Genomic DNA, 25214 nt, shown 5'->3' with positions numbered 1-25214 from the left:
TCAGCCATGATCTTGGACTCAGTACAGAAAACCCTCACCGCAGTCGCGGGCGCCTCGGCGGTCCTGCTCGTCCTGGCGGCCTGCAGCGGCCCGGGCACGAGCACCGGGAGCAGCACCCCGGTCGCGGGCGGCACGCTCACCTACGCCTCCGGCGACGCCGAACCGACCTGCCTCGACCCGCACGTCGGCGGCAACTACCCGCAGGCACTCCTGGCGACGCAGTACATCGAGGAGCTCGTCGGGCTCGAGGACGGCAAGCCCACGCCCGAGCTCGCGACGAAGTGGACCACGAGCGACGACGGGAAGACCCTGACGTTCACCCTGCGCGACGACGTCTCCTTCACCGACGGCACGCCGTTCGACGCTGCCGCGGTCGTGGCGAACATCGAGCACGTGCAGGACCCGGCCACCGCCTCGAGCACCGGGTACCTGGCGCTGCAGTCCATCACGAAGGCGACCGCCACCGACGAGCACACCGTCACGCTGACGCTGAGCCGACCGGACAGCGCGCTGCTCGAGTCCTTCTCGCAGCCCTGGGTGGGCATGGAGTCCCCGAAGGCGCTCGAACGGAAGCAGGCGACGAACTGCGAGTCCCCCGTCGGCACCGGCCCCTTCGAGGTCACCGGTTGGAAGCACGGCGACCGCGTCACCCTGACGAAGAACACCGACTACTGGGGCGCGACGAAGCCGCGCCTGTCCGGCATCACGTGGCGGTTCCTGCCGGACTCGACCTCGCGCTACGCCGCGCTGCAGTCCGGTCAGGTCGACGTGATCGACAACGCCCAGCCCGACCAGCTCAAGGCCGCGTCGGCGAAGGGCGCCATCCGCGACCTCGACGCCCCGCGCCCCGGCGCCTCGAACCGGCTCGAGCTGAACTCCGGGCACGGGGTGTTCCGCGACGAAGCGGTGCGCCAGGCCTTCATCGCCGGTGCCGAGATCGACCCCGGCCTGCAGTCGCTGTTCCTCGGCACCGCGAAGCGCTCGTACTCGGTGCTCTCGAGCGCTGAGCCGCTCGCGTACTCCGAGAAGAGCCGGTTCGACTACTCCCCCACCAAGGCGAAGCAGCTCCTCGACGACGCCGGGTGGAAGGTCGGGTCCGACGGCATCCGCGAGAAGGACGGCCAGCAGCTCACCGTGACGTTCCCCGTCTCGACGAACCAGTCGGTGCCGGCCGAGCGCAGCCTGTTCCAGCAGATCCAGGCGTCCGAGAAGGCCGTCGGGTTCAAGGTCGTGCTCGACGAACTCGACCTGTCCAGCTGGTACGCCGCCCTCGCCGCGAACGAGTACGACGTCGTCAGCGCCCCGTACACGAAGGTCGGCCCCGACGTCCTGCGCATCCTGTACGACAGCGCGAGCATCGAACCGGCACCGTCGGGCTACTTCGCGAACCTGGCCCAGCTCGACGACCCCGCCGTCGACCGGCTGCTCGAGCAGGCCGCCCGCACCTCGGACGCCGACGACCGTGCCGACCTGTACGAGCAGGCGCAGAAGGCGATCCTGGCGCGCGACACCGTGCTCCCCCTGTACGACCAGCAGAACCACTTCCTGGTGCGCTCGGCCGTGCACGGCATCCGGACCACCCCGGTCTCGACGCCGTGGTTCGGCACCGCCTGGATCGACCGCTGACCCGGATGCGGTGGGTCTGGTGGGCCGTCCGGCGGCTCGCCGGGGGCATCGGCGTGCTCTGGGCCGTCGCGACGATCGTCTTCGTCGCGATCCGGCTGATCCCCGGTGACCCGGCGCTCGCGATCCTGGGCGGACCGGGGTCGCAGGCCTCGGCCGAGGCCGTCGCCCAGGTCCGCCACGAGTACGGCCTCGACCAGCCGGTCCTGGTGCAGTACGCGGTGTTCCTCGGAGGCCTGGCATCCGGGCAGCTCGGCGACTCGTACGCCTTCCGCACCCCGGTCGCGACGCTCCTCGCCCAGCAGCTGCCCGTCACGCTGACGCTCGCGGTCGCCGGCCTCGTCGTCGCCTGGGTGCTCGCGATCGTCGCCGCGTGGGCCTCGACGCAACGCGGCCGGATCGCCGCCGGGCTCACCAGCGCCCTGAGCGTCACCGCGAGCGTGATGCCGCACTTCTGGCTCGGCAGCGTGCTCATCGTGGTGTTCGCCACGTCCCTGGGGTGGGTGCCGGCGGTCAGTGACGGCACCGCGCGCGGCTGGGTGCTGCCGGTACTGACCGTGGCCGTGCCGGTCGCCGGGTACTTGGCCGAGACCGTGCGCGACGGCGTGGTCGACGCGCAGCGCTCGGCCTTCGCACTCGCCGCCCGGGGTCGGGGCGAGACCCGCCTCGGCCTGTTCGGACGGCACCTGCTCCGGCACGCCGCCCTGCCCGGGATCGCGCTGTCCGCGTGGGCCTTCGGGTCGCTCGTCTCCGGGGCCGTGGTCGTCGAGTCCGTGTTCGCCCTGCCCGGCATCGGCCGTGCCTTGGTCACCGCGGTCACCCAGCGGGACATGCCGCTCGTCGCCGGCATCGCGATGGTGTCGGCGGCCGCGTACGTGGTCGTACTGGCCGTGGCCGACCTCGTCGAACGTGCCGTCGATCCGCGCAGCACCGCACGGAACGCGGCCCTGCGCCCCGGTGCTGCGCGACGCCGTGGGCCCGGCCGTCCGGCGGGCGCGCGGTGAGCGGGATCGCCGACCCGGGCCTCCAGACCGGAGCGCCCGGCCACCAGACCGCCGCCGGCACCGAGCGCGTCCGTGGGGGGACGCTCGGCGCCGGCGGCATCGCCGCGGGGGTGGTCGTCCTGGTCGCCGTGGTGGCGGCGGCGTGGCCCGCCCTGCTCGGCGGCGGGGACCCGCTCGCGGTGCATCCCGCAGATGCCCTGGCCGCGCCGAGCGGCGCGCACCCGTTCGGCACCGACGAGTCCGGACGCGACGTCCTGGCGCGGGTGGTCGCGGGGACCCGGGCATCGCTCGTCGTCGGCGTCGCCGCGACCCTGATCGGCGGCGGCGTGGGCGTCCTGCTCGGCGTCGTCGCCGGTCTCGGTGCCGGGGCCGGACGACTCGGACGACTGCTCGACGCCGTCATCGGCCGCGTCACCGAGGTCGCGTTCGCCCTGCCGCTGCTGCTCGTCGCGCTGGTCGTCATCGCCGTGACCGGTCCGGGTCCGGTGCCGGCGGTGCTCGCCGTCGGGTTCGCGACCGCTCCCGGGTACGCCCGGATCGTGCGCGGCCTGGTCCGGGCCGCCCGGAGTTCGCAGGTGGTCGAGACGGCGGTGCTGCTCGGCCGCTCCCCCGTCCGCACCGTGGTCCGGCACGTGCTGCCGACGGCGCTCTGGCCCGCCGTCGCCGTCGCCACGCTCGGGGTCGGGCAGGCGGTCGTGTGGGCCTCGGCGCTGAGCTACCTCGGCGTCGGTACGCCCCCGCCCGCGCCGGAGTGGGGGGCGATGCTCGCCGACGGCCGCACCTACCTGCAGACCGCGCCGTGGATGAGCACGTTCCCGGGGCTCGCGATCGTCGTGCTCGCCACCGCCGTCACCGTGCTCGGTCGGGCGATCCGACGGACCGGGGCTGCGCGGTGAGTGCCGTCCTCGACGTCCGCGGACTCACCGTCGCCATCGGCGGGACCCCGATCGTGCACGGCGTCGACCTGCGGGTCGACGCCGGCGAGTGCGTCGCCCTGGTCGGCGCCTCCGGCTCCGGCAAGACCGTCACCGCCCGTGCCGTGCTCGGCCTGTCCGCACCCGGTGCCACCGTGCACGCCGACGTCTTCGAGGTCGACGGCGTCGATGTCCGCGGGTACCCGGACCGGCGCTGGCGTCGGCTGCGGGGATCGCGGGTCGGCTACGTCGGCCAGGAGGCCCTGGGCGCGTTGGACCCACTGCGTCCCGTCGGGCGCGAGGTCGCCGACAGCCTCCGCCTGCACACCGAGATGCGTGCGGCCGAGCGCGTGGACGCCGTGCGGGACGCCCTCGCCGCGGTGGGCCTCGACCCGGACACCGCGACCGACGGTCGGCTCGCCGGAACGCTGTCGGGCGGGATGCGGCAGCGAGCGCTCATCGCCGCGGCCACCGTGGGGTCCCCCGCGCTGCTGGTCGCCGACGAACCGACGACGGCGCTCGACGCCGGGGTCGCGGTGACCGTGATGGAACAGCTGCGGGCGGCGCAGACACGCGGTGCCGGACTGCTCGTCATCACGCACGACCTGGGGCTCGTCGCGGGATGGGCCGACCGGGTCGCCGTCGTGCACGAGGGCCGGATCGTCGAGCAGGGCGCGGTCGCCGAGGTCTTCGCGGCGCCGCAGCACCCCGCGACCCGGGCGCTGGTGCGCGCGGCCGGCGCTGCCGCGGCGGCTGCGCCCGCGCCGGCGCACGGTGCCGATCTCGCAGACCGGTGCGAGGTCGATGGCTCCGTGCAGCCCTCTGACGATGCACCGAGCGGCCAACCTCGCACCGACCGCACGACTCCGCACCGTGCGCCGATCGGCAGCCGCGGCACCGAGCGGGCAACCCCGCACGGTGCGAGGGACGTGCTCGCGGCGCACGGGCTCTCGCGGGAGTACGACGGGGTGCTCGCGGTCGACGACGTGTCGTTCGGGCTCGAACGCGGCCGGGTGCTCGGGGTGATCGGCGCCTCGGGCTCGGGCAAGACGACGCTGGCGCGGATGCTCCTCGGGCTCGAGCCACCCGACGCCGGCACGGTCACGCTCGACGACGAACCCTGGGTTCCGCTCCCCGAGCGCGAGCGACGCCCGCGACGGCACCGGGTCGCAGCCGTCGTGCAGGACCCCGGCGCGACCTTCGACGAACGGTGGAACGTCGAGCGGGTCCTCGCCGACGCGTTCTCGCGCGGTGACGAACGGCGGGCACGCGGTGCGCTCGGCGAACGGGTCGACGCGGCACTGCGGCAGGTCGACCTCGACCCCGTGCTGCGGTCCCGCGCCCCCCGCACCCTGTCCGGCGGGCAACGACAGCGGCTCGCGATCGCCCGTGCGCTGGCGACCGACCCCGAGGTGATCGTGCTCGACGAGCCGGTGACCGCCCTCGACGCCACGGTGCAGGACGCCGTGCTGCGGCTGCTCGAACGGCTCCGCGACGAGACCGGCGTGGCGATGGTGTTCGTGTCGCACGACCTGCGGGCAGTTCGGCGGATGGCCGACGACGTGCTGGTGGTGCACCGCGGCGCGGTCGTCGAGCACGGCCCCGCCGCCGAGGTCTTCACGCGCCCAGCACACCCGGTGACCGCGCGGCTGCTGCACGCCGCGGAGCGGCTGGCTGCGGGCCCCGCCGCAGGGACCGCAGCCGGCCTCTCGGGCTGAGCGACAGACCACGCGCGCTCGCACCCGTGGACTGTCGCTGCGCGCGTGACGTCACCGACGGCCCGGGAACGGCCAGGAGGCCCGGCGCGCGTCCGTGACGGACGTGCACCGGGCCTCCTGGCCGGGTTGCCGCGGGGCGGCCCCGTGGTCAGGAACCGGAGGGTTCCTTCTTCGCTGCGTCGGCCGAGATGATCGGGATCTCGCTCGTCGAGAAGTCCTTCGCCCAGTCGGACTGCGCGAGCTCCGACGTCGGGTCGTTGTAGTCCTCGATGACGCCCGCGATCTCGTCCTCGGAACCGACCGTCGGACCGGAGCCCATGAGCGGGGTCGAGGCCGTCTCCTTGGTGAAGTACACCGCGACCAGACCGATCACGGCGGCGAGCATCAGGTAGAACGCGGGGATGTCCTCGGCCCAGCCGTACCCGGCGTCCTTCGCCGCGTTGATGAGCGCGGCGGTCGCGAGCGGGGTGGTCCCCCCGAAGAGCGACACCGACACGTTGAACGCGATCGCGAGGGCGCCGTAGCGGATGATCGTCGGGAACAGCGCGGGCAGCGTCGAGGGCATGGTCGAGGTGAACGTGACCAGCACGACGCCGAGGATCAGCAGTCCGGCGAAGACGCCGACGCCGGTGCCCGTCTGGACCAGCTTGAGGGCCGGCCAGGACAGCACGATGAAGCCGATGCAGCCGGCGGCGAGCACGGGACGGCGCCCGAACCTGTCGGACAGCCGGCCACCGAAGGTGATGACGACCATCATCAGCAGCATCACGATGACGATGAGGATCAGGCCGAACGTGGCGTTCTGGCCGAGGTTCTGCTCCAGGTAGGTCGGCATGTACGACAGCAGCATGTAGTCGGTCACGTTGAAGACCAGGACCAGACCGATGCAGATGATGAGCGAGCGCCAGTTCTCGGCGAAGAGCTTGAGGAACGGGGTCTTCTGCCCCTCGCGCTCGGCGGCCTGCTCCTGCTGCTTCTGGAACGCCGGGGTCTCCTCGAGCTTGAGGCGCAGGTAGAGACCGATCAGGCCGAGGGGGCCCGCGATGATGAACGGGATGCGCCAGCCCCAGCTCAGCAGGGCGTCCTCGGAGAGGCCGAACTGCAGGCCGGTGACGATCGAGGCACCGAGCACGTAGCCGGCGAGAGTGCCGAACTCGAGCCACGAGCCCATGAACCCGCGGCGCTTGTCCGGCGAGTACTCGGCGATGAAGGTCGCGGCGCCGCCGTACTCACCACCGGTCGAGAAGCCCTGCACGAAGCGAGCGACGAGCAGCAGGACCGGAGCCCAGAAGCCGATCGAGTCGTACGACGGGATCAGGCCGATCATCAGCGTGCCGGCGGCCATCAGGATCATCGTCAGCGCGAGGACCTTCTGCCGGCCGATCCGGTCGCCGATCGGGCCGAACACGGCACCGCCGATGGGGCGCACGATGAACGCGGCGGCGAAGAACCCGAACGTCGCGACGATGTTCGCGGCCGGGTCGCCCTGCGGCAGGAACACCTGCGAGATGGTCACCGTCAGGTAGGCGAAGATGCCGAAGTCGAACCACTCCATGGCGTTGCCGAGCGCGGCGGCCGCGACGGCACGCTTGAGCAGCGACTCCTCGACGACGGTGACGTCGTCCTTCGTGAGATCGCGACGAGCGCGCTTCGCGGCGCCCTTCGTGCGCAACGGCCGATCGCCGTGCGGGTGGGGTGCGTTGTTCGGTGCCAAGTCGTTCCTCCGGGGTGCGGTGCTTCCTTCGGGCGTCCGGCGGACGGCGACGTTGCAGCTCCTGCGAACTCTGCGCTCGCCGGACAAACCCCGGAAGACTAGCAGGCTCCGGGCGTGTCCGACAGTTGGGTGTGCTAGTCGCAGCTCGGAAGGTACTCCGGCGTTCCTCGGCCGCCGCTACGATTGGGGCACCGCGCGTCAGGCGCGGCACACTCAGGCACCTCATCACGGACTCGGTGCCGCACACACGTACGGAAGGCACACCCATGACCAAGCCCATGCCCGAGAAGCCCAGCGTCGACGGACTGGAGCAGGTCTGGGGGCCGGTCTGGGAGCAGGACGGCACCTACCGCTTCGACCGCGACGCCGCCGGTCACCGCGACGCCGTCTGGTCGATCGACACCCCGCCGCCCACCGCCTCCGGCTCGCTGCACATCGGGCACGTGTTCTCGTACACGCACACCGACCTCAAGGCCCGGTTCGAGCGCATGCGCGGCAAGCACGTCTTCTACCCGATGGGCTGGGACGACAACGGTCTGCCCACCGAGCGCCGTGTGCAGAACTACTACGGCGTCCGCTGCGACCCGACGCTGCCGTACGACCCCGAGTTCACGCCGCCGTTCGAGGGCGGGGACGGCAAGTCCTCGAAGGCCGCCGACCAGCTGCCCGTGTCGCGCCGCAACTTCATCGAGCTGTGCGAGCGCCTGACCGTGCAGGACGAGCAGCAGTTCGAGGAGCTCTTCCGCACGCTCGGGCTGTCGGTCGACTGGACCCAGTCGTACCGCACCATCGACGACACCTCGCGGGCGAGCGCCCAGCGCGCGTTCCTGCGCAACCTCGAGCGCGGCGAGGCCTACCAGGCCGACGCCCCGACCCTGTGGGACGTCACCTTCCGCACCGCGGTCGCGCAGGCCGAGCTCGAGGACAAGGAGATGCCCGGCGCGTACCACGGCATCGCCTTCCACCGCACCGACGGTGGCGACGACGTCGTCATCCAGACCACCCGCCCCGAGCTCCTGCCCGCCTGCGTCGCCCTGGTGGCCCACCCGGACGACGAGCGGTTCCAGGACCTCTTCGGCACCACGGTCCGCTCCCCCCTGTTCGACGTCGAGGTCCCGGTGCTCGCACACCACCTGGCGCAGAAGGACAAGGGTGCCGGCATCGCGATGGTCTGCACCTTCGGTGACACCACCGACGTCGTGTGGTGGCGCGAGCTGCAGCTGCCGAACCGCGCGATCATCGGCTTCGACGGCCGCGTGCGCTCGGACGAGCCCGCCTGGATCGAGTCGGCGACGGGCCGGGAGCTCTACGCCGAGATGGCCGGCAAGACCGTGTTCTCGGCCAAGAAGGTCGTCGTCGACGCCCTGACCGCGTCCGGCGAGCTGATCGGTGACGTCAAGACCATCCAGCACCCGGTGAAGTTCTTCGAGAAGGGCGACAAGCCCCTCGAGATCGTGTCGACCCGCCAGTGGTACATCGTCAACGGTGCGCGCGACGAGCAGCTGAAGAGCACGCTCCGCCAGCGCGGCGAGGAGATCGCGTTCCACCCGGACTTCATGCGCGTGCGCTACGACAACTGGGTCGGTGGCCTGTCCGGCGACTGGCTCATCTCGCGCCAGCGCTTCTTCGGCGTGCCGCTGCCGGTCTGGTACCCCCTCGACGCGGACGGCAACCCGGTGTTCGACCAGCCGATCGTGCCGACCGAGGCGCAGCTGCCCGTCGACCCGGCCTCCGAGCCCGCCCCCGGCTTCACCGAGGACCAGCGCGGCGTGCCCGGCGGGTTCCAGGGCGAGCTCGACGTCATGGACACCTGGGCCACCTCGTCGCTCACGCCGCAGCTCGCGGGCAAGTGGGAGACCGACCCGGCGCTCTACGACCTGGTGTACCCGTACGACGTCCGCCCGCAGGCGCAGGACATCATCCGCACGTGGCTGTTCACGACCGTGCTCCGCAGCCAGCTCGAGGCCGACGTGGTGCCGTGGAAGCACGCCTCCATCTCCGGCTTCATCGTGGACCCCGACCGCAAGAAGATGTCGAAGTCGAAGGGCAACGTCGTCACGCCGCTGTCGATCCTCGAGCAGCACGGCGCCGATGCGGTCCGCTACTGGGCGGCCTCGTCCAAGCTCGGCACCGACGCGGCGTTCGACCCGCAGAACCCGAAGCAGATCAAGGTCGGCCGTCGTCTGGCGATCAAGGTGCTCAACGCGGCGAAGTTCGTCTACGGCTTCCCGCTGCCCGAGGGCGCCACGAGCGTCACCGAGGCGCTCGACGTCGACATGCTCGCCGAGCTCGGTGCGGTCGTCGAGCAGGCCACCGCGGCGTTCGACGGGTTCGACCACGCCCGTGCCCTCGAGATCACCGAGCGCTTCTTCTGGACGTTCTGCGACGACTACCTCGAGCTCGTGAAGGAGCGCGCCTACGGCACCGCGTCCGACGCGACGCACGAGACGCAGGCGAGCGCGGTCCTGGCGCTGCGCGGCGCGATCGACGTGCTGCTCCGACTGCTGGCACCGTTCCTCCCGTACGCGACGGAAGAGGTGTGGGCCTGGACCCACGACTCCAGCGTGCACCGGGCCTCCTGGCCGACCGCGGCCGACCTGCCGACCGACGCGGCCCCCACCGGGCTGCTCGCGGCCGTGGGACAGGCGCTGATCGGGATCCGCGGGGCGAAGACGGCGGCGAAGGCGTCGCAGAAGACGCCCGTGACGCGTGCGGTCGTCGCGGCGCCCGCCGAGACGCGGGTGCTCATCGAGCGCGCGGCGGTCGACCTGGCGGCCGTCGGCCGCATCGAGAACCTGTCGTTCGTCGACGGCGACGAGCTCGCCGTCACCGAGATCGAGCTCGCGGAGCAGCAGGCGTAACGTCGCCTGTCCGGGCCGGGTCGCCTTGGTGACCCGGCCCGTCCACCACCGGACTGGAGGCACGGATGCAGTTGGGCACACGCTGGAACGTGGGTGGGGAGCCGCCTGCGCGACTGCCCGAGACGATGGTCGTCGCCGTGCGCGGGGTCGAGGACGAGCTCGCGGCGGAGTCCGTCGACACGGCGACGTGGGGCTGGACCCTGACGTTCCTGGAGGGCAAGCCGATCGTCGAGCTCGACGACGGCACCTCGATCCACCTCGACGCGCTCGGGCACGCCCAGGTGACGAACCCGGACGACGCGGGCGAAGAGGACTAGCGCGCGCTGCGCGCGGGCGCGCTGCGCGGGGGCGCGCTGCGCGGGGGCGCGCTGCGCGCTGCTCGCTGCGCGGCGCTTGGAGTGCAGAAATGGTCGGGTCCCTGGTGGGGACCCGACCATTTGTGCTCACGATGCGGGCGCCCCCGCCGGGGAGCGCCCGCGTGATCGCCGAGGGATCAGGACTCGGCGAGCCAGGTGCGCAGGACCTCGTTCACCTCGGCGGTGTGCGTGGTGAGCAGGCCGTGCGGGGCACCCTCGATCTCGACGTACTTCGCCGCGGGCAGCGCCTGGGTGAAGCGTCGGCCGGTGGCGTCGATCGGGAGGATGTTGTCCGACGTGCCGTGCACGATCAGTGCGGGGACGGTGACCTTCGGGATGTCCTGACGGAAGTCGGTCGGCCAGGTCAGGGGTGCGGCCGCGGACGCGATCGAGCCGGAGCCGGCCGCGATGTTCCAGGCGTTGCGGACCTGCTCCTCGGAGATGCGGGTGCCGAGGTTCTCCGACAGGTTGAAGAAGTCCTGGTAGAAGTTCGTGAAGTACGCGTAACGGTCCTTCGCCACGTCGGCGGCGATGCCCTCGAAGAACGACATCGGGCCGGCGCCGTCGGGGTTGTCGTCGGTGATGGCGAGGAACGGCTCGAGCGAGGCGAGGAACGCGACCTTCGCGATCCGGTCCTCACCGTGGCGGCCGATGTAGCGGGCGATCTCGCCGGTGCCCATCGAGAAGCCGACGAGGATCACGTCGCGCAGGTCGAGGGTCTCGAGGACCGTGTGCAGGTCGTCTGCGAAGGTGTCGTAGTCGTAGCCGGTGGACGGCTGCGAGGACTGGCCGAAGCCACGGCGGTCGTACGTGATGACGCGGTAGCCGGCCTCGAGGAGCATCGGGACCTGCCCCTCCCACGAGTTGCCGTCGAGGGGGAAGCCGTGGATCAGCACGATCGGCTGCCCCTGGCCCTTGTCCTCGTAGTGGAGTTCGATGTCGACGCTGTTCTCGGTTCCGACGGTGATGGCACCCATGATCGTTCCTTCCCTGAGTATCGCGGAGAACGATCGTTCTCCGCCGATGTGGACTACAGTAGAGAACGCCCGTTCCCGGCGCAAGTCGAGAACGGTGAACACTCAGGGAACGGGGTACACACATGGCCACCAGCACCGTCGAGCCGGACGTCCGAGCACACATCGTCGAGGTCGCGGACCAGCTGTTCTACACGCGCGGGATCCAGTCGGTGGGGATGGACGAGATCCGCACGGGCGCCGGGGTCTCCCTCAAGAAGCTGTACGCGGCGTTCCCCGGCAAGGAGCAGCTCATCGCCGCGGTGCTCGCCGGCCGCCACGACATGTGGGAGCAGGGTGTGCACGGCGCGGTCGAGGCTGCGACCAGCCCGCGAGACAAGCTCCTGGCGGTCTACGACTTCCTGGAGTCGTGGTTCGGCGACGACACGTTCCGCGGCTGCGGGTTCATCAACGCCTTCGGCGAGCTCGGCGCGACCTCGCCCGCCGTCGCCGAGATCGCGCGCGAGCACAAGGACTCGTTCCAGCAGTTCGTGCAGCGGCTCACCGCCGAGGTCGTCGCCGACCCCGAGCACGCCGAGGAACTCGCCGCGCAGCTCGCACTGCTCGCCGAGGGCGCGCAGACCACCGCGGCCATCGCCGGCACCACGGCGCCGGCCGCGCACGCGCGTCGTGCCGCGGTGACCCTGATCGACGCCGCGATGCGCTGACACGCGACCAGCGAGCGGACGGGAGGCCCGTGGCGGCGCCGCCACGGGCCTCCCGTCCGTCCGCTGGTCGCGCCGGGCGCGGGTGCGCGTGCCGGGTCGTTCCGGGCGTCCCTGGTCGTTCCGGGCGTACCTGGTCGGTTCTTTCGACCAGGGACGCCCGATCCCGCTTCCCAGTCCGGGCGTCATGGGAAGGAACGGACTCCAGCACCCGTGCATAGGGTGGGCAGATGGCAACCCCGTTCGACGTCCCGAGCACCCTCCCCTACGCCCTGCCGCCCTTCGGCGACGTGCGACTCGAGCACTACCGACCGGCGTTCGAGGCCGGCATGGCCGAGCAGCGCGCCGAGGTCGAGGCCATCGCCACCGACCCGCACGCCCCGACGGTCGAGAACACCCTGGTCGCACTCGAGCGATCCGGGCAGCTGCTGACCCGCGTCAGCCACGTGTTCTTCACGCTGTCGTCGGCCGACTCGACGCCGGAGCTGCATGACCTCGAGGCCGAGGTCTCCCCGCTCCTCGCCGCCCACCGTGACGCGATCACGCTCGACTCCCGCCTGTACGCCCGCGTGCAGGAGGTGCTCGACGGTGCCGAAGCCGCCGGGCTGACCGGTGAGGCGCTGCGCCTGGTCGAGCGGACCCACGCCGAGATGACCCTGGCGGGCGCGGGCCTCGACGACGCGGGCAAGGAGCGTCTGACCGCGATCAACCAGGAGCTCTCGACCCTGACGACGACCTTCGAGCGGAACCTGCTCGAGGACACCAACGACTCCGCCGTGCACGTGACGAGCGAGGACGAGCTCGAGGGGCTCGACGACGGGGCGAAGTCCGCCGCGGCCGCCGCTGCCGCCGACCGGGGTCTGGACGGCTGGCTCATCACGCTGCCGCTCTACACCGGACACCCGTGGCTGTCGTCACTGGCCAACCGTGACCTGCGCGAGCGGATCATGCGCGCCTCGCTCGCCCGTGGTCGTCGCGGCAACGAGAACGACAACCGCGACGTGTTGCTCCGCATCGTCCGGCTCCGCGCCGAGCGCGCCGAGCTGCTCGGGTTCCCGAACCACGCCGCCGTGGTCACCGCCGACGAGACCGCGAAGACCCCCGAGGCCGTCGACGGGCTGCTGTCCTCACTCGTCGGCGCCGCCGCCCGGAACGCCGACGACGAACGCGCGGTCCGATCGCGCACGGTCGGGTTCGACATCGAGTCGTGGGACTGGGCGTACGCCACCGAGATCCTGCGTGGCGAGCAGTTCGCCGCGGACAGCACCGCGCTCCGCCCGTACTTCGAGGCCGACCGGGTCCTGCACGACGGGGTCTTCCACGCCGCCGGCGCCCTGTACGGCCTGACCTTCACCGAGCGCCCGGACCTGCGCGGCTACAACGACGAGGTCCGGGTCTTCGAGGTCACCGCCGACGACGGCGAGCCCGTGGGGCTGTACCTGCTCGACCTCTACACACGTGACGGCAAGCGCGGCGGCGCGTGGATGAACCCGGTCGTCGAGCAGTCCGAGCTGCTCGGCACCCTGCCCGTCGTGGTCAACAACCTCAACGTCGCGAAGCCGTCCGCCGGCTCCCCCACCCTGCTCATCCAGGACGAGGTCGAGACGCTCTTCCACGAGTTCGGCCACGCCCTGCACGGCCTCATCGCCCGCACCACCTACCCGCGGTTCTCCGGCACGAACGTCGAGCGGGACTTCGTCGAGTTCCCGAGCCAGGTGAACGAGATGTGGCTGTCGTGGCCGTCCGTGCTGGCGAACTACGCGAAGCACCACGAGACCGGAGCACCCCTGCCGCCCGAGCTCGTCCTGGGGCTCAGCGAGTCCGAGGGGTTCAACGAGGGCTTCGGCACGACCGAGTACCTCGCCGCCGCACTGCTCGATCAGGCGTGGCACCGGCTCTCGGCGGCCGACGCCGCAGCGGTGACGTCCGTCGAGGACTTCGAGCGGGACGCCCTGGCCGCCGCCGGCATCGCGGTCGAGGCCGTGCCGCCGCGCTACTCGTCGACGTACTTCGCACACACGTTCTCGGGCGGGTACGACGCCGGTTACTACGGGTACATCTGGTCCGAGGTGCTCGACGCCGACACGGTGGAGTGGTTCCGCGACAACGGCGGGTTGGACCGTGCAGCCGGCAGGCGGTTCGCCGAGCGTCTGCTCGGGGTCGGCGGGGCGAAGGACCCGCTCGAGGCGTACCGGGACTTCCGCGGCCGCGACGCCGAGGTCGGCCCGCTGCTGCGGCGCCGCGGGCTCGAGTAGGCGCGCCGGCGCAGGCCGCCGAGCGCCGTCGCACCGCACCGCACCGCACCGCACCACGAAACGGACACAGCACCACGGAATCCCGTGGTGCTGTGTCCGTTCGCTGGTTCCGGAGGGCTACGCCGACTTCTCGACGCGCTTGGCCCGGGGCCGCGGCACGATCGTCGGCGCCGCGTTCTCGAGCACGGACTCGCGGGTGATCACCACGCGGGCCACGTCGTCGTCGGACGGGACGTCGAACATCACCGGGCCGAGGACCTCTTCGAGGATCGCCCGGAGCCCGCGGGCACCCGTCTGGCGCAGCACCGCGAGGTCCGCGATGGCCTCGAGCGCACCCTGGTCGAACTCGAGCTCGACGCCGTCGATCTGGAACATCCGCTGGTACTGCTTGACCAGCGCGTTCTTCGGCTCGGTCAGGATCTGCATGAGCGCCGCCTGGTCGAGCTGCGACACCGTGGTGACGACGGGCAGACGACCGATGAACTCGGGGATCAGACCGAACTTGTGCAGGTCTTCCGGCAACACCTCGGAGTACAGGTCCTGGTGGTCGGTCGCACTGTGGAGGGGTGCCCCGAAGCCGATCCCGCGCTTGCCGACGCGCGAGGACACGATGTCCTCGAGCCCGGCGAACGCGCCCGCCACGATGAACAGCACGTTCGTCGTGTCGATCTGGATGAACTCCTGGTGCGGGTGCTTGCGGCCGCCCTGCGGCGGGACCGAGGCGACCGTGCCCTCGAGGATCTTGAGCAGCGCCTGCTGCACGCCTTCACCGGAGACGTCGCGGGTGATCGACGGGTTCTCGGCCTTGCGGGCGATCTTGTCGACCTCGTCGATGTAGATGATGCCGGTCTCGGCACGCTTCACGTCGTAGTCGGCGGCCTGGATGAGCTTGAGGAGGATGTTCTCGACGTCCTCGCCGACGTAGCCGGCCTCGGTCAGGGCGGTGGCGTCCGCGACGGCGAACGGCACGTTGAGGCGCTTCGCCAGGGTCTGCGCGAGGTACGTCTTGCCGCAGCCGGTCGGGCCGATGAGCAGGATGTTCGACTTGGCGATCTCGATGTCGTCGCGGTCTTCGGCGGCGGTGATCTGCCCCTGCGCCCGGATGCGCTTGTAGTGGTTGTAGACGGCCACGGCGAGGGCGCGCTTCGCCGGGTCCTGCCCGATGACGTACTCCTGCAGGAAGTCGAAGATCTCCCGCGGCTTGGGCAGTTCGAAGTCCCCGCTCGAGGTGTCCTCGCCGGCTTCGGCCAGACGTTCCTCGATGATCTCGTTGCAGAGCTCGACGCACTCGTCGCAGATGTAGACGCCCGGTCCGGCGATGAGCTGCTGGACCTGCTTCTGGCTCTTGCCGCAGAACGAGCACTTGAGGAGATCGCCGCTCTCTCCGATGCGTGCCATTCCCGTGCCTCCCTGATTGGACATGCCGGCCGCGCTGTCGCACCACCGCTGGTGCACCGCTGCTGGTGGGCACCTCGTCGTGGACACGAGCCTAACCGCAACCGGTGACACCGACCGCGATGCCCCTCCGGAATCCGCCCGCGCGTTCGCCCAGGGCGTGCGAGCCTGCTACGGTGATCCGGACTTCTCTACATCTTGTAGAACAGCAGGTGCAGAACCACCCCGGAAGGAACCCCATGCAGAAGCGTCTCGCCGCCGGCGGCGCCGTCACCCTCGGTGTCGCAGCCGTCATCGTCCTCGGCAGCGCCACGGCGGCCAGCGCGCACGTGTCCGCCACGGCCACGTCGACCGCAGCGAACTCGTACACCACGGCGACCTTCTCGGTCCCGCACGGCTGCGACGGCTCCCCCACGACGAAGATCCAGTTCCAGGTGCCGGAGTCCGTCATCGAGGTCACGCCCACCGTGAACCCGAACTGGACGATCACGAAGGCGACCGAGCCCTACACCGACCCGTCGGCGTCGGCATCCGACGAGGACCACGCCGAGACGGCCGCCGAGCGCGTCACCAGCGTCACGTACACCGCGAAGACCCCCCTGCCCGCCGACGAGCGCGACACCTTCGCGCTCTCGTTCTCGCTGCCGGACGGCAAGGCCGGCGACCTGGTCGAGTTCCCCGCGATCCAGACCTGCGAGAAGGGCAGCGTCGAGTGGAACCAGGAACAGAAGGCCGGCGAAGCCGAGCCCGAGCACCCGGCACCCTCGATCACGCTGACCGCCGCCGAGGCGACGGACGACGACGGCGACCCGATCGCCGCGACCCCGACGGCCGAGGCCGCCGGCTCGACCGCCTCGAACGACCCCGACCTGGTCGGCCGCTTCCTCGGCCTCGGCGGCCTGGTGCTCGGCGCCGTCGCCCTGGTCGTCGCCGTCGCCGGCACGCGTCGTCGGAGCTCCGCCAAGTGACGCAGCGCGGCTCGCGTCGGTCCCGGCCTCGGTCCTCTGCCTGGAGGCTCGTGGCCGGGACAGCCGCGGCCGTCGCGATCGCCGGTGGTGCGGTCCTCGGGCTCGCGGGTCCGGCCAGCGCGCACAACTACCTGATCTCGTCCGACCCGGAGGTCGGCGGCACCCTGACCGAGCTGCCGAAGACGTTCGACATCACGACGAACGACAAGCTGCTCGACATCGGCGACTCGGGGTCGGGCTTCGCGTTCCGCATCGTCGGCCCGGACGGCAAGTACTACGAGGACGGCTGCGTCGACGTCGAGGGGCCGTCGATGACCACGGCCGCAGCCCTCGGCGACTCGGGCAAGTACACCGTCGAGTGGCAGATCGTCTCCGCCGACGGGCACACCGTGTCCGACGAGTACCCCTTCACGTGGAAGGCGCCGTCGGGCTTCACCCCGGCCTCGGGTGCGGCGAAGCCCCCGACCTGCGCCACCACTGGTGACGACGATGCCGGTTCGGACACCACCACGGGCACCGCCTCGGGATCGAGCGACTCGGCGGCGTCCGACGCGATCTGGATCGGCGCCGGTGGCGTCGTGCTGGTCGGCGTGGTCGTCGCGGTGCTGCTGCTCCTGCGCCGCAAGCCGGCCCCGGAGTCCGACGACACCGAGGACTGACCACCGCGCTACGACGAAGGCCCCGCACCGTTCGGTGCGGGGCCTTCGTCGTTCCTGCTGGTGCTACTTGACGAGCGCCGGCAGGTTCTTGCGGCTGGTGAGGACCTGGTCGATCAGGCCGTACTCCACGGCTTCCTGCGCGGACATGATCTTGTCGCGCTCGATGTCGTGGTTGATCTCCTCCGGCGTCTTGTTGGAGTGCTTCGACAGCGTCTCCTCGAGCCAGGTGCGCATGCGGAGGATCTCCGCCGCCTGGATCTCGATGTCGGACGCCTGACCGCCACCCTGCTGGGTCGCGGGCTGGTGGATCAGCACACGGGCGTTCGGCAGCGCGAGGCGCTTGCCGGGGGTACCACCGGCGAGGAGCACCGACGCGGCCGAGGCAGCCTGGCCGAGGCAGACCGTCTGGATCTGCGGACGGATGTACTGCATCGTGTCGTAGATCGCCGTCATCGCGGTGAACGAGCCACCGGGCGAGTTGATGTACATCACGATGTCGCGGTCGGGGTCCATCGACTCGAGCACGAGCAGCTGGGCCATGACGTCGTCAGCCGACGCGTCATCGACCTGCACGCCGAGGAACACGATGCGGTCCTCGAACAGCTTGGCGTACGGATCCTGGCGCTTGTAGCCGTAGGCCGTGCGCTCTTCGAAGCTCGGCAGGATGTACCGATTGGACGGAGCCGGGACGTTCTGCGCGCCACCGAGCATGGGGAGATGCATTCTCGTTTCCTTTTCTTCGGTGGTGATCAGGACTGGGCGTCGGGCTCGGCTGCGCTGGTGGGCGTCTCGCCGTCGCCGACGGTGCCACCACCGCCGATGACCTCGGCACTCGAGGCGCGGAGGTGGTCGACGAAGCCGTACTCGAGCGCTTCCTGCGCCGTGAACCAGTTGTCGCGGTCGTTGTCCTTGAGGACCTGCTCGACCGACTTGCCGGTCTGCTCGGCCGTGAGCTCCGCCATGCGCTGCTTCATGTCGAGGATGACCTTGGCCTGCGTCTGGATGTCGGCAGCGGTGCCGCCGAAGCCACCGGACGGCTGGTGGAGCAGCACGCGCGCGTTCGGCGTGATGTAGCGCTTGCCGGGCGTGCCAGAGGACAGCAGGAACTGTCCCATCGACGCGGCGAGGCCGATGCCCACGGTGACGATGTCGTTCGGGACGAACTGCATCGTGTCGTAGATCGCCATGCCGGCGGTGATCGAACCACCGGGCGAGTTGATGTAGAGGTAGATGTCCTTCTCAGGGTCCTCGGCGGCGAGCAGCAGCAGCTTGGCTGCGATCTCGTTCGAGTTGTCGTCGCGGACCTCGGAGCCGAGCCACACGATCCGGTCTCTCAGAAGGCGGTCAAAAACACTGGGGTTCAGTGTTGCTTCGGCCATGGAAAAGCTCCCGTTCAGTTGTCGCTTGTTGTCGAACTTATCGGGTGCAACGCACCAGTTCTCGTCTGTTCGCCGACAGCAATGCGGTGGTGCGGAAATACGGACGGGAGGCGCGGTGCCAGCTGGCACCGCGCCTCCCGTCTGTCGTACTGGTGGCGTCGAGATCGTTACTCGGCGTCCCCTGCCGGCTCCTGCGCGACGCCCGCCGTGAAGGCGGAGAGGTCGACGGCGTCGCCGTTGGTGTCCTTGACGGTCACCTTGGACAGGACGGTCGCGACCGCCTTCGAACGAGCGACCTCGCCGACCATGCCGGGGATCTGGCCGTTCTGGTCGATGACCTTGATGAACTCGGCCGGCTCCATGCCGTACTGCGCGGCGGCCTGGATGAGGTACTGGGTCAGTTCCTCCTGCGAGACCTGGATCTCTTCCTTCTCGGCGATCGCGTCGAGGAGGATCTGCGAGCGGAAGGCGGTCTCGCTGGACTCGGAGACCTCCTTGCGGTGCTCCTCGTCCTCGAGGCGGTTCTCCTGCTCGAGGTGACGGTGCACCTCGTCGGCGATGAGCTGCTCCGAGATCGGGATGTTGACGTCCTCGGTGAGCTTCTCGACGAGCTTGTCGCGAGCCGCGGCGCCCTGACCGAAGGTCTTGGACTTCGCGATCTGCTCCTTCAGGTCGGCCTTGAGCTCGTCGATGGTGTCGAACTGGCTGGCGATCTGGGCGAACTCGTCGTCGGCCTCGGGGAGCTCGCGCTCCTTGACGGCGGTGACGGTGACGGCGATCTGAGCGGTCTCGCCCTCGCGGTCGCCACCGACGAGCTTCGACTCGAAGGTCGTCGACTCACCGGCGGTCAGGGACTCGAGCGCCTCGTCGATGCCCTCGAGCAGGTCACCGGAGCCGATCTCGTAGGAGACGCCGGTGGCCGAGTCGACCTCGTCGTCGCCGATGCTGGCGGTGAGGTCGATCTGCGCGAAGTCGCCGGTCTTCGCCGGACGGTCGACCGTCACGAGCGTGCCGAAGCGGGTGCGGAGGTTCTGCAGTTCCTCTTCGATCTCGTCGTCCGACACCTCGACGGCGTCGACGGTGAGCTCGTACGAGGAGTAGTCCGGCAGGTCGAACTCGGGGCGGACGTCGACCTCGAAGGTGAGGACGAGGTCGCCGGTGAAGTCCGCGACGTTCGGCAGCTCGGCGACGTCGGCCTCGGCACGGCCGAGGATGCGCAGCTCCTGCTCTTCGACCGCCTGGCGGTAGAAGTTGTCGATGGCGTCACCGACGGCGTGGTTCAGGACCTCGCCGCGGCCGACGCGCTGGTCGACGATCGCCGGCGGGACCTTGCCCTTGCGGAAGCCGGGGATGTTGATCTGCTCGGCGATGTGCTTGTAGGCGTGGTCGATGCTCGGCTTGAGATCGTCCGGCGTCACGTTCACGGTGAGCTTGACGCGGGTGTCGCTCACCTTGTCGACGGTGCTGGTGGCCAAGGGATGTTCTCCTGTTGGTTGACGTTCGTGTGGTCGGTGGTGCTCGGAGGACCTGGTCGGGGCGACAGGATTTGAACCTGCGACCTCCCGCTCCCAAAGCGGGCGCTCTACCAAGCTGAGCTACGCCCCGTTGCTTCGTGCCAGGGATCAGCCGCGCACGCCGAGGGGCGCATGCGACCCCGGTGAGTCTAGCGGTCCGACGGCGCGCTGTTCCCGGGGGTTGCTCAGTCGTCCTCCGCGGCGCGTCGCAGACCCCGCCGCCACCGGATCCCGACGGCCACCTGGACCCCGAGGGCAGCCACCGCCAGCAGCAGCCCGACGACGATCCGCCCGACGTGCAGCAGTGCGTGCGCGGGCTGAGACTGCGGGTCACCGAACAGGTCGGGACGCAGGGACAGCACCGCGGCGGCGAGGACCACCAGTACGTACGAGACCACCCGCGACCAGCGGATGGTGCGCTCGGCACCGCCGTCCGGCTTCGGGATGACGCGCGTCGGCATGTCGGTGCTCGTTCGTCCGCTACGATGGTCGGGCTGCGCCTGGTGCGCAGGCGCGGGGATGTAGCTCAATGGTAGAGCCCCAGTCTTCCAAACTGGCTACGCGGGTTCGATTCCCGTCATCCCCTCCACAGAACCCCACGGTGCACGCGCGTCAGGGGTCGGCGAACTCGAGGTTGATCTCCGGGGAGTCGCCGAGTTCCACCCGGGCACGCTTCCGCTCCGCCGCCCGCAACGGGACGAGGTACCCGCCGTCCTTCGGGAACAGCGACGTCGTCCACGTCACCGAGCCGATCGTCACGCGGGCCGGGATCACACCCCACCCGTAGGTGAGCACCGGCGCGAGGTCGGCGATGACCTCGGCAGCGTCCGGTGGCACGACGACGAAGAAGAACGGTGACGGGCCGCGCCACTCGATCACCTCGCCGCGGGACTCGAGCTCCATGCGGCGATCGTACGGCCGCGGCGTCGAGCGCGCCGGGTCGGGATTCGTTCTCGGTGGATGACGGTTCCGGTTCACGATCGCCGGGGTCTGCGAACCGGAACCGTCACGGGCGAGGAGGAACTGGTGCCTCCCCCGGGCCAGCGGGACCTGGACGACGCGCCCCGTGCCTCCAGGCCGGAGCCGGGGAGCACGGGGCGCGAGTCGCCGTCAGGACGGACGCGTCAGCGGTATGACGCGGCCTGTCCGTACAGCACCTTCGTGAAGGAGGAGACGTAGGAGGACTCGTCGCCTCCCGGCAGGTTGTACGTCATGAAGACGCCGTAGCCGTCGGCCTTCGTGCGCTGCGCGAGCGACACTGCCGTGGCCTGCGGGGTGTTCTGGATGTCGACCGCGGCGGCGGAGATCTTCGACTTCGGCAGGCCCGGGATCGTCGGCGCCGTGTAGGTGCCGTAGTACGGGTTCCAGGCGTAGTCGAGCTTCCCGCCGGTCGACGGGTTCGCCGTCTTCAGGGCATCGGAGGACGGGCCGATGTCGTAGAACGAGATGATCTTGCCCGGCATGTCCGCACGCAGGGCGCTGATGAGCCAGCCGATGGACTGCTGGTTCGGCTGCGGGGTGCCGTTCACGCCGTAGTCCGAGTACTCGTCGTCCAGGTCGACGCCGTCGAGTCCGTACTTCTTGACCGTCGCGGAGACCTGCGCCGCGAAGTCCCGTGCCGCGGCCTTCGTCGGGAAGTTCGCCAGGCCGGCGCCCTGGTGGTTGCCGAGCACCGAGAGCGTCACCTTGATGCCCTTGGCCTGCAGCGGGCGGATCTGCGTAGCGGCCTGGTCGAGGGTCCGCTGCACGTTCTCGTTGTTGTATAGGACCGCCTTGCCGTCCTCGTAGTTGATGTTCGCGGCGAAGATGATCGCCACGTCGAACGCGTTCGCGCCGTTCTCCAGCGTGTACCGCCCGACGTTGGCGAGCTCGTCGTTGTTCACCTCGACGTAGGCGATGCTCGTCGGCCCCGACTTGGTGGGCTCAGCGTGGTGCCCGTGTCCATGACCGTGACCGTGCCCGCTGCCGTGGGACGAACCGTGTCCGTGCCCGTGGCCGGCCCCGGACGAGGAGGGCGCCGCGGACGCTGCGGCGGGCACCAGTGGTGCCGCGAGCATGGCGACCAGTGCGGTCGCGATGCTGAACTTCGTGGACTGCTTCATGTGGTTCCTCCTTGGGTGGGACGGTCGGTCAGTCGGTCGGTCAGTTGCGCGGGAACCGGAAGGTGCGGACCTCGTAGGCGTCGACGGCGAACGAGGACGCGGCCGCGTCGGACGACGGCACGGCGTCACCGAGCGGTTCTTCGAGGAGGGTCACCTCGACGGCAGCGCCGAAGGTCGCCTCGTCGGCCGAGACCGCGATGCCCCCGGTCCCCCGCTGCCCGGACGGCTCGTAGACGCGCACGACCAGGTCGCCCGACCGGTCGTCGGCGAGCTTGACACTCGACAGCACGACGTCCCCGGACACCTGCACCAGCGGCTCGAAGCCGTGCGCGCCCGTGATGGTCCGCGCGCCCGCGTTCATCCGCACGCCGGCCGACGTGGCTCCGAGCTGGTCGGTGCCGATGACGATGCCGTACCGGTGCGTCTGCACGCCCTGGTCGGTCTCGGGGTCCGGGAACCGCGGTGCCCGCAGCAGCGACAGCCGCACGGTGGTGGTGACGTGCCCGTCGACGGCGTCGCGCGTGGTGTCGAAGCCGTGGATCGAGTCGTTCACGAGCGCGACACCGAAGCCCGGCTCGGACACCAGCACGTAGCGGTGCATCGAGGTCTCGAACTTCGCGGCCTCCCACGAGGTGTTGGTGTGGGTCACCCGCTTCTGCGCGCCGAACTGCGTCTCGGCGACGGTGTGCTCGGCGCGGACGTCGAGCGGGAAGGCCACCTTGAGGAACTTCTCGGTCTCGTGCCAGTCGGTCACCTGGTCGAACTCCAGGGTGCGGGACCCCGGCGCCAGGACGATCTCCTGCGTCACCGTCGAGTCACCGAACGCCCGGGACACGACGACCCGTGCGGCCCCGGTGTCGTCGACCGACGCGGTCAGCCGGGTGGTCGACACGAGGTCCTCGACGCGGTTGCGGTAGTACCGGTCGACGTCCCACGCGTCCCACATGTTCGGGAAGTCCTGGTGCAGCTGCAGCAGGTTCGCCGCTTGCCCGGCCGCGATCGCCTCGCGCCCGCTCGCCAGGTCGACGGCGCTCATCACGAGCCCTTGCGCGTCGACCACGACCCGCACCAGGTCGTTCGCCAGCACGTACCCGCCGTCCTGCTCGGTCAGGGACACGTCGGTCGCTGCCGCCACGTCGGTCGCCACCACGGCGCCCTGCGCGGGTGCACCGGCCTGGAGGAACGGGGCCGGGTTCACGACGACGGCCGCGTCCCCGGTGCCGGCGAGCGCCGAGAGCGCCTGGTCGATGATCGCGGTCAGCGCCGCGGCCGTCTCGGCGTACCGCTCGACCGCTTCGCGGTGCACCCACGCGATCGAGGTGCCCGGCAGGATGTCGTGGAACTGCTGGAGCAGGACCTGCTGCCACAGGGCGTCGAGCTCGTCGTACGGGTAGGCGAAGTCGGTGCGGGCGGCGGCGGTCGCTGCCCAGAGCTCGGCCTCGATGAGCAGCTGCTCGCACCGGCGGTTGCCCTGCTTCGTGCCGTGCTGCGACGTGAGCGTGGCCCGGTGCAGCTCGAGGTACAGCTCCCCCACCCACACGGGCGGATCGGTCAGTTCGGACTTCGCCCGGTCGAAGAACGTGTCCGGGTGCTCCCAGCGGACCTTCGCGCTGCCCTCGAGGTCCGCCAACCGTGCGGCGGTGCCGGTCATCTCCCGGGTGGTGCCACCGCCGCCGTCACCCCAGCCGACCGGGGCAATCGAGCCGGTCGCGAGCCGGTTCTCGCGGAACTGGCGGGAGGCCTTCGCGACCTCGCTGCCGGACAATCGCGAGTTGTAGGTGTCCATCGACGGGAAGTGCGAGAACACCCGCGACCCGTCGATGCCCTCCCACAGGAACGTGTGGTGCGGGAACTTGTTCACCTGGTTCCACGAGATCTTCTGCGTGAAGAACCACTCGAAGCCCGCGCGGCGCATCAGCTGCGGCAGCGCCGGCGAGTACCCGAAGCTGTCCGGCAGCCAGACGCCCTTGGGTCGGATGCCGAACTCGCGCTCGAAGAACCGCTGGCCCTGCGAGAACTGCCGGACGATGCTCTCGCCGGTCGGCATCACGGTGTCGGACTCGACCCACATGCCGCCGATCGGCAGGAACCGGCCGGCCTCGACCGCGGCCTTGACCCGGGCGTAGACCTCGGGGCGGTGCTCCTTGATCCACGCGTACTGCTGCGCGCTCGACATGCCGTACAGGAAGTCGTCGGTCTGGTCGATGAGCTCGGTCATGGTCGACGTGGTGCGGGCGACCTTGCGGATGGTCTCTCGCACGGGCCAGAGCCAGGCGGAGTCGATGTGGGCGTGCCCGACGGCCGAGATCGTGTGCGCCGAGGCCTCGGCGGGAGCGGCCAGCACCTCGGCGAGCGCCGCACGGGCGTCCCCGGCGGTCTCCGGGATGTGCTGCAGGTCGAGCGCGTCGAGGGCGTCGTCGAGGGCCTGCAGGATCCGCATGCGTCGGGGTCCGGCGGGCAGCTCGGCCTGCAGTTCGAGCAGGACGTCGATGTCCAGGGCGAGTTCGTGCACCTCGGACTCGAAGACGGCGAGCTCCATCCGGCGGGTGGCGTAGAGGCGCTTCGAGGACGCGGTCTGCACGTCGCCCTCCTGCGTCGGCAGGAAGGGGTGGTAGTCGAGCAGGACGGGGTTCGATGCGGCCTCGACGAACAGTTCGACGGTCTCGCCGCCCTCGGCCCGCTCGGTGACCAGGACCCACTGGTTGCGCGGGTTGATCGACTTCACGGGGGTGCCGTCGGCCAGGTAGACGAGTCCCTCGCACTGGAACCCGGGCATGTTCTTGTCGAAGCCGAGGTCGATCACGGCCTCCACCCGGCGTGCGGCCCACTCGGTCGGCACGGTCCCGGTCAGCCGGAACCACGTCGTGCCCCAGGCCGCGCCCCACGGGGTGCCGACCTCGTAGGGCTCGAACGTGAGCGCGAGCCCCTCGGTCGGCGGGACCGGCTCCCCCGGCAGCTCGTGCCAGGCGGCCCGGAGGGCCGTCGTGGTCGCGTGCACCGCGGGGGTGATCCGCTCGTCGAGCACCCGTCGGGCGCGTCCGGTGGTGAGGGGGATGTCGTCGTGCATGGGGCCT

20 protein-coding genes and 2 tRNA genes are annotated in these 25214 nt (G+C 70.6%); 11 read left to right on the top strand and 11 right to left on the bottom strand.

Features of this window, described 5'->3' with window-relative positions; translation table 11 throughout:
• Positions 1-6: 6 nt before the first annotated feature.
• From DEJ29_RS05585 to DEJ29_RS05570, 4 genes are read left to right on the top strand one after another with little or no spacing between them, the layout of a single operon-like run.
• Positions 7-1626 (top strand): ABC transporter substrate-binding protein, encoded by a 1620-nt coding sequence (locus tag DEJ29_RS05585; RefSeq protein WP_111095436.1) that lies wholly within the window; start codon positions 7-9, stop codon positions 1624-1626.
• A gap of 5 nt (positions 1627-1631) precedes the next feature.
• Positions 1632-2627, top strand: coding sequence for an ABC transporter permease (locus tag DEJ29_RS05580; RefSeq protein WP_111095437.1), 996 nt, complete (start codon positions 1632-1634; stop codon positions 2625-2627).
• Entirely contained in the window at positions 2624-3523 is a 900-nt protein-coding gene (locus tag DEJ29_RS05575; protein ID WP_111095438.1) for an ABC transporter permease, read from the top strand. Before DEJ29_RS05580 ends, DEJ29_RS05575 begins: the two co-directional genes overlap by 4 nt.
• Positions 3520-5259: an ABC transporter ATP-binding protein gene (locus DEJ29_RS05570; RefSeq protein ID WP_111095439.1), complete on the top strand. Its 1740-nt coding sequence runs from the start codon at positions 3520-3522 to the stop codon at positions 5257-5259. The genes DEJ29_RS05575 and DEJ29_RS05570 overlap by 4 nt, the downstream gene beginning before the upstream one ends.
• Before the next feature lie 148 nt (positions 5260-5407).
• Here DEJ29_RS05570 and proP read toward each other — a convergent pair whose 3' ends face one another.
• Entirely contained in the window at positions 5408-6973 is a 1566-nt protein-coding gene (gene proP / locus DEJ29_RS05565) for a glycine betaine/L-proline transporter ProP (RefSeq protein ID WP_258375982.1), read from the bottom strand.
• 266 nt (positions 6974-7239) lie between these two features.
• Here proP and valS point away from each other — a divergent pair, with 266 nt between their 5' ends.
• Complete coding sequence (valS, locus tag DEJ29_RS05560; RefSeq protein WP_258375983.1) at positions 7240-9834, top strand: valine--tRNA ligase; 2595 nt, start codon at positions 7240-7242, stop codon at positions 9832-9834.
• A 65-nt stretch (positions 9835-9899) separates the two neighbouring features.
• On the top strand, positions 9900-10151 hold the full coding sequence (locus DEJ29_RS05555) for a hypothetical protein (RefSeq protein ID WP_027464702.1): 252 nt from the start codon (positions 9900-9902) through the stop codon (positions 10149-10151).
• 176 nt (positions 10152-10327) lie between these two features.
• On the opposite strand, the gene DEJ29_RS05550 is transcribed toward DEJ29_RS05555, so the two are convergent.
• Positions 10328-11167 (bottom strand): alpha/beta fold hydrolase, encoded by an 840-nt coding sequence (locus tag DEJ29_RS05550; RefSeq protein WP_111095440.1) that lies wholly within the window; start codon positions 11165-11167, stop codon positions 10328-10330.
• 122 nt (positions 11168-11289) lie between these two features.
• Between DEJ29_RS05550 and DEJ29_RS05545 the strand changes: the two genes are divergently transcribed.
• Both DEJ29_RS05545 and DEJ29_RS05540 read left to right on the top strand, forming a co-directional pair.
• The gene (locus DEJ29_RS05545) at positions 11290-11871 is read left to right on the top strand and encodes a TetR/AcrR family transcriptional regulator (protein WP_071245042.1); all 582 of its coding nucleotides are present in this window, start codon (positions 11290-11292) and stop codon (positions 11869-11871) included.
• Between the two features lie 227 nt (positions 11872-12098).
• A complete protein-coding gene (locus DEJ29_RS05540) occupies positions 12099-14123 on the top strand; it encodes a M3 family metallopeptidase (RefSeq protein ID WP_111095441.1) in 2025 nt (674 codons plus the stop codon).
• Between the two features lie 117 nt (positions 14124-14240).
• Here the strand turns inward: DEJ29_RS05540 and clpX are convergent, their stop codons facing one another.
• Positions 14241-15521, bottom strand: coding sequence for an ATP-dependent Clp protease ATP-binding subunit ClpX (gene clpX, locus DEJ29_RS05535; protein WP_017886000.1), 1281 nt, complete (start codon positions 15519-15521; stop codon positions 14241-14243).
• A 236-nt stretch (positions 15522-15757) separates the two neighbouring features.
• Here clpX and DEJ29_RS05530 point away from each other — a divergent pair, with 236 nt between their 5' ends.
• Both DEJ29_RS05530 and DEJ29_RS05525 read left to right on the top strand, forming a co-directional pair.
• Positions 15758-16486: a YcnI family copper-binding membrane protein gene (locus tag DEJ29_RS05530; RefSeq protein ID WP_181438026.1), complete on the top strand. Its 729-nt coding sequence runs from the start codon at positions 15758-15760 to the stop codon at positions 16484-16486.
• Between the two features lie 50 nt (positions 16487-16536).
• Positions 16537-17145, top strand: coding sequence for a copper resistance CopC family protein (locus DEJ29_RS05525; RefSeq protein WP_181438235.1), 609 nt, complete (start codon positions 16537-16539; stop codon positions 17143-17145).
• A 63-nt stretch (positions 17146-17208) separates the two neighbouring features.
• On the opposite strand, the gene DEJ29_RS05520 is transcribed toward DEJ29_RS05525, so the two are convergent.
• From DEJ29_RS05520 to DEJ29_RS05500, 5 genes are all read right to left on the bottom strand, one after another.
• Positions 17209-17868 (bottom strand): ATP-dependent Clp protease proteolytic subunit, encoded by a 660-nt coding sequence (locus DEJ29_RS05520; RefSeq protein ID WP_027464696.1) that lies wholly within the window; start codon positions 17866-17868, stop codon positions 17209-17211.
• A 26-nt stretch (positions 17869-17894) separates the two neighbouring features.
• Positions 17895-18524: an ATP-dependent Clp protease proteolytic subunit gene (locus DEJ29_RS05515; RefSeq protein WP_071405541.1), complete on the bottom strand. Its 630-nt coding sequence runs from the start codon at positions 18522-18524 to the stop codon at positions 17895-17897.
• 167 nt (positions 18525-18691) lie between these two features.
• Positions 18692-19999, bottom strand: a complete 1308-nt coding sequence (gene tig, locus DEJ29_RS05510) for a trigger factor (protein WP_027464695.1) — start codon at positions 19997-19999, stop codon at positions 18692-18694.
• 53 nt (positions 20000-20052) lie between these two features.
• A tRNA-Pro gene (locus DEJ29_RS05505) sits at positions 20053-20129 on the bottom strand.
• Positions 20130-20223: 94 nt separating this feature from the next.
• The gene (locus DEJ29_RS05500; protein WP_111095444.1) at positions 20224-20499 is read right to left on the bottom strand and encodes a hypothetical protein; all 276 of its coding nucleotides are present in this window, start codon (positions 20497-20499) and stop codon (positions 20224-20226) included.
• A 54-nt stretch (positions 20500-20553) separates the two neighbouring features.
• On the opposite strand from DEJ29_RS05500, the gene DEJ29_RS05495 reads away from it, so the two are divergent.
• A tRNA-Gly gene (locus tag DEJ29_RS05495) sits at positions 20554-20627 on the top strand.
• A gap of 23 nt (positions 20628-20650) precedes the next feature.
• On the opposite strand, the gene DEJ29_RS05490 is transcribed toward DEJ29_RS05495, so the two are convergent.
• The 3 genes from DEJ29_RS05490 to DEJ29_RS05480 form a co-directional block, all read right to left on the bottom strand.
• Positions 20651-20941: a DUF1905 domain-containing protein gene (locus DEJ29_RS05490; protein WP_111095445.1), complete on the bottom strand. Its 291-nt coding sequence runs from the start codon at positions 20939-20941 to the stop codon at positions 20651-20653.
• A gap of 221 nt (positions 20942-21162) precedes the next feature.
• Positions 21163-22140: an endo-beta-N-acetylglucosaminidase H gene (locus tag DEJ29_RS05485; RefSeq protein WP_111095446.1), complete on the bottom strand. Its 978-nt coding sequence runs from the start codon at positions 22138-22140 to the stop codon at positions 21163-21165.
• 40 nt (positions 22141-22180) lie between these two features.
• On the bottom strand, positions 22181-25207 hold the full coding sequence (locus DEJ29_RS05480) for an alpha-mannosidase (RefSeq protein ID WP_111095447.1): 3027 nt from the start codon (positions 25205-25207) through the stop codon (positions 22181-22183).
• Positions 25208-25214 lie beyond the last annotated feature (7 nt).

It is taken from the genome of Curtobacterium sp. MCPF17_021 (assembly GCF_003234605.2).
Taxonomy (GTDB): domain Bacteria; phylum Actinomycetota; class Actinomycetes; order Actinomycetales; family Microbacteriaceae; genus Curtobacterium; species Curtobacterium flaccumfaciens.
This window is presented reverse-complemented; position numbering and strand designations above follow the sequence as displayed.

Bases quoted from the DNA above. Each gene is read 5' to 3' on its own strand.
- DEJ29_RS05585 (WP_111095436.1), top strand. From the start codon at position 7: ATGATCTTGGACTCAGTACAGAAAACCCTCACCGCAGTCGCGGGCGCC.
- DEJ29_RS05580 (WP_111095437.1), top strand. From the start codon at position 1,632: ATGCGGTGGGTCTGGTGGGCCGTCCGGCGGCTCGCCGGGGGCATCGGC.
- valS (WP_258375983.1), top strand. From the start codon at position 7,240: ATGACCAAGCCCATGCCCGAGAAGCCCAGCGTCGACGGACTGGAGCAG.
- DEJ29_RS05555 (WP_027464702.1), top strand. From the start codon at position 9,900: ATGCAGTTGGGCACACGCTGGAACGTGGGTGGGGAGCCGCCTGCGCGA.
- DEJ29_RS05550 (WP_111095440.1), bottom strand. From the start codon at position 11,167: ATGGGTGCCATCACCGTCGGAACCGAGAACAGCGTCGACATCGAACTC.
- DEJ29_RS05545 (WP_071245042.1), top strand. From the start codon at position 11,290: ATGGCCACCAGCACCGTCGAGCCGGACGTCCGAGCACACATCGTCGAG.
- DEJ29_RS05540 (WP_111095441.1), top strand. From the start codon at position 12,099: ATGGCAACCCCGTTCGACGTCCCGAGCACCCTCCCCTACGCCCTGCCG.
- clpX (WP_017886000.1), bottom strand. From the start codon at position 15,521: ATGGCACGCATCGGAGAGAGCGGCGATCTCCTCAAGTGCTCGTTCTGC.
- DEJ29_RS05530 (WP_181438026.1), top strand. From the start codon at position 15,758: ATGCAGAAGCGTCTCGCCGCCGGCGGCGCCGTCACCCTCGGTGTCGCA.
- DEJ29_RS05520 (WP_027464696.1), bottom strand. From the start codon at position 17,868: ATGCATCTCCCCATGCTCGGTGGCGCGCAGAACGTCCCGGCTCCGTCC.
- DEJ29_RS05515 (WP_071405541.1), bottom strand. From the start codon at position 18,524: ATGGCCGAAGCAACACTGAACCCCAGTGTTTTTGACCGCCTTCTGAGA.
- DEJ29_RS05500 (WP_111095444.1), bottom strand. From the start codon at position 20,499: ATGCCGACGCGCGTCATCCCGAAGCCGGACGGCGGTGCCGAGCGCACC.
- DEJ29_RS05490 (WP_111095445.1), bottom strand. From the start codon at position 20,941: ATGGAGCTCGAGTCCCGCGGCGAGGTGATCGAGTGGCGCGGCCCGTCA.
- DEJ29_RS05485 (WP_111095446.1), bottom strand. From the start codon at position 22,140: ATGAAGCAGTCCACGAAGTTCAGCATCGCGACCGCACTGGTCGCCATG.
- DEJ29_RS05480 (WP_111095447.1), bottom strand. From the start codon at position 25,207: ATGCACGACGACATCCCCCTCACCACCGGACGCGCCCGACGGGTGCTC.